Raw genomic sequence first — 3062 nt, 5'->3', positions numbered from 1 at the left:
GCGGCGGTAGCGGGGACCTGTATGTCACCGTTGAAGAATCAGATGGCTCCACGCAAAGCTTTGTCGTACCGTTTGCGACCCTGCCGGTGATGATCAGAGAGGGTCAGTTCCAGTACGAAATTACCTCTGGCCAATATCGTCCTTATGACAACGACATAGACAATACGCCGTTTACTCAGGCGACATTGACCTATGGCGTGTCGACCAATACCACTGCATACGCGGGGATCCAGGCCGCATCAAAATACCAGGCGTTGACCGGTGGTTTGGGGTATAGCCTTGGCGACTTCGGCGCAGCTTCTGCAGACCTGACTCAGGCATGGTCGAAAGAACAAGATAAAGAGAAAACGTCAGGGCAATCCTGGCGTATCCGATACGGTAAAAATATTCTGGAGACCGGAACCAACATCACTATTGCTGGTTATCGTTACTCAACCAGCGGATTCCATACCCTTTCTGAAGTGCTTGATACCTATACCTCGGATACAAACGACACTTCACCTCACTCACTGCGTAACCGCACTAACCTAACCGTAAACCAAAGTCTCGGCAGCTCTTTGGGTAGCATATCAATTAGCGGATTAATTGAAGACTATTGGGACGATCAGCGAACCAACCGTTCGATCAACGTCGGCTATAACGGCGGCTGGAGAGGAATTAACTATTACGTCGGCTACAGCTACAACCGCTATACCTGGAATGCCGACAGCTCAGACAAAGATGCTCATGACGATCAGAGAGTGACATTAACGGTCACGATTCCGTTTAGTAACTGGCTCCCAAATTCTTACGCAAGCTATCAGCTAACTAATAGCAGTCCGGGGACCACCGATCAATATGTCACCGTCGGGGGCGTTGGGCTGGAAAATGACAGCCTCGACTGGAGCGTTCAGGAAGGCTATAGCAATAGATCCTTCAACAGCGGCGATCTGCGAGCAACTTATACGGCTTCACACGGTAGCGCTAACGCGGGATATAGTTACAACCACGATAGCCAACGCATCGACTATGGTGCAGATGGCAGTATCGTTGCCCATGCCAACGGCCTCACCTTTGGGCAACAAATTACCGATGCTGCGGTACTCGTTCAAGCACCGGGTCTGGATGACGTTAAGTTAACCAGCGACGCCACGATTACAACGGATTATCGCGGCTATGCCATCGTGCCTTATGTTACTCCGTATCGTAGTACCGATATTACGCTGGACAGTACTAGCCTGGGGGATGATATGGAATTGCCGCAGACAACCCAGTCCGTCGTACCGACTCATGGGGCAATTGTTCGAGCCAGCTACAGTGGCAATATTGGGCAGCGTGCTTTTATTTATCTGAAAACAGCTGATGGCAAAGATATTCCGTATGGCGCCATGGTCTCCTTGAATAACAACACTCAGGCACAAACTGGAATCGTTAGCGACGCCGGTATGGTCTATCTGGCAGGTCTGCAACAAACAGGGATACTGAAGGTTCAATGGGGTGAAGGACCTAACCAGCGTTGTCAAGCCAGCTTCAATCTTCCAGACCGGAATGGCCAGCAGGCTAGAATCAGCCAGACGTCAGCTATCTGCCGCTAATATTCAGACAAGGACGATGATTAATGAACAAACTATTTATCCTGTTAGTGATGCTAATTTGCGCAAACAATGCAATGGCAAAATGTACATACGATGGCAGCACCCAACGCCAGGTATTATCACTATCGCCACGTATTGCGCTAGATCCCTCTATTCCAGTTGGGGCTGTGCTTTATTCCAAAAAATTTGGTACCGGGGCCTATAAAACTTTTACATGTAGTAAAATTATGAATGACCAGTACATCATTGATTCAACTGCATCAGCGATCCCCGGAGTCACCGGGATCCAGGGTAAACCCGTGTATGAGACGGGTATTGATGGTATTGGTTATCAGGTTTCAGACATTCTGCTGAGCAAGAATGGTTCATTGGTACCAGCCGTCGTCGGCTCAACGCTCGTGCCCATCGAAAACACTACAGGGGGAAATAGCTATAAATTTATCACCGTATGGTTAATCAAAACTAAACCGACCATCAACACTAACGACACAAGTGAGAATTCCGCTATTAGCTTCTCTGCCGGTAATCCACAAACTAACCCCAACCCCAGCGATCGCCTGCTATACCAGGCAACGATCAAATTATCTAATTTGAATTACAAAAATACTTCCTGCAATGTTTCTGTCGCAGGCTCCAGCCAGATAACGCTGAAAAAAATCAGTAAAGATAATCTAATGTCGGTAGCCCGTGGTGGGATTACACCGTCACAAAAGACCATTACTATGGACCTAAATTGCCCTCAGGAATCTCTCGGCACTACGGTAACTTACTGGTTTAACCCTATAAGCGGGGCAAGTGCATCCGGCGATGGCATCATAGATAACCAGATAACCGGATCGGGAGCGGCTCAAAAAGTGGGTATCATTATCAAGAAAGGCAACACACCAGTTGAATTCTATAACACCGATGACTACAAAATCACCAATGTAAAATCATCACAATCTTTTGACTTCACGGCTGATTACTATCGCTTTAGCGACAATGCGGCGGAAGTATCACTGGGTAATGTTAAAGCGGTATTTCAGGTTGTTATTCAGGAACAATAGATTCTAAATAATTAGAAAAAGCCTGATACCGATAGACTATCATCTGTATCAGGCGTTTTTCTGCATTCATATGAAAATATCCTCTACTACAGGAACAGAACGTTAATTAAAAAACCCTGACGCTATATATAAAAACATAAAAACTATATCCCTACATTTATTAGCAGGCATCAAAAACGCAGATCCAATTACACATTAATAAATCGAAATTTAAGACATGACAACTCAGTTTGCCAGTAGTGAATTCATCAACAATTCATGTTATTTCAGTTGATAGTAACCATCTTCACCGCTATTTTTCTTCCGCTGGTTACGACTAATCGTAGTAGCGGCATTTTAATCTTAGCTTTATTAATTAAAGGAATAAATATGAAACAATTATCTGTAATGGAAATGGATGCGATCTCCGGTGGTCGCTATAGCTGGAATTTCTCCTCTGTTA

Annotated in this window: 2 protein-coding genes and 1 pseudogene; all 3 read left to right on the top strand. The window is 45.7% G+C overall.

What is annotated here, in order from left to right:
* The coding region (locus KCR01S_RS23475; RefSeq protein WP_156478810.1) for a fimbria/pilus outer membrane usher protein at positions 1-1574 on the top strand (1574 nt) is incomplete at its 5' end.
* 23 nt (positions 1575-1597) lie between these two features.
* Positions 1598-2620: a fimbrial protein gene (locus KCR01S_RS23470; RefSeq protein WP_061285256.1), complete on the top strand. Its 1023-nt coding sequence runs from the start codon at positions 1598-1600 to the stop codon at positions 2618-2620.
* Between the two features lie 258 nt (positions 2621-2878).
* Positions 2879-3062: pseudogene (locus KCR01S_RS25530) on the top strand (hypothetical protein); the annotation flags it as partial.

This window comes from Kluyvera cryocrescens NBRC 102467 (assembly GCF_001571285.1).
GTDB classification, from domain to species: domain Bacteria; phylum Pseudomonadota; class Gammaproteobacteria; order Enterobacterales; family Enterobacteriaceae; genus Kluyvera; species Kluyvera cryocrescens.
This window is presented reverse-complemented; position numbering and strand designations above follow the sequence as displayed.

Bases quoted from the DNA above. Each gene is read 5' to 3' on its own strand.
- KCR01S_RS23470 (WP_061285256.1), top strand. From the start codon at position 1,598: ATGAACAAACTATTTATCCTGTTAGTGATGCTAATTTGCGCAAACAAT.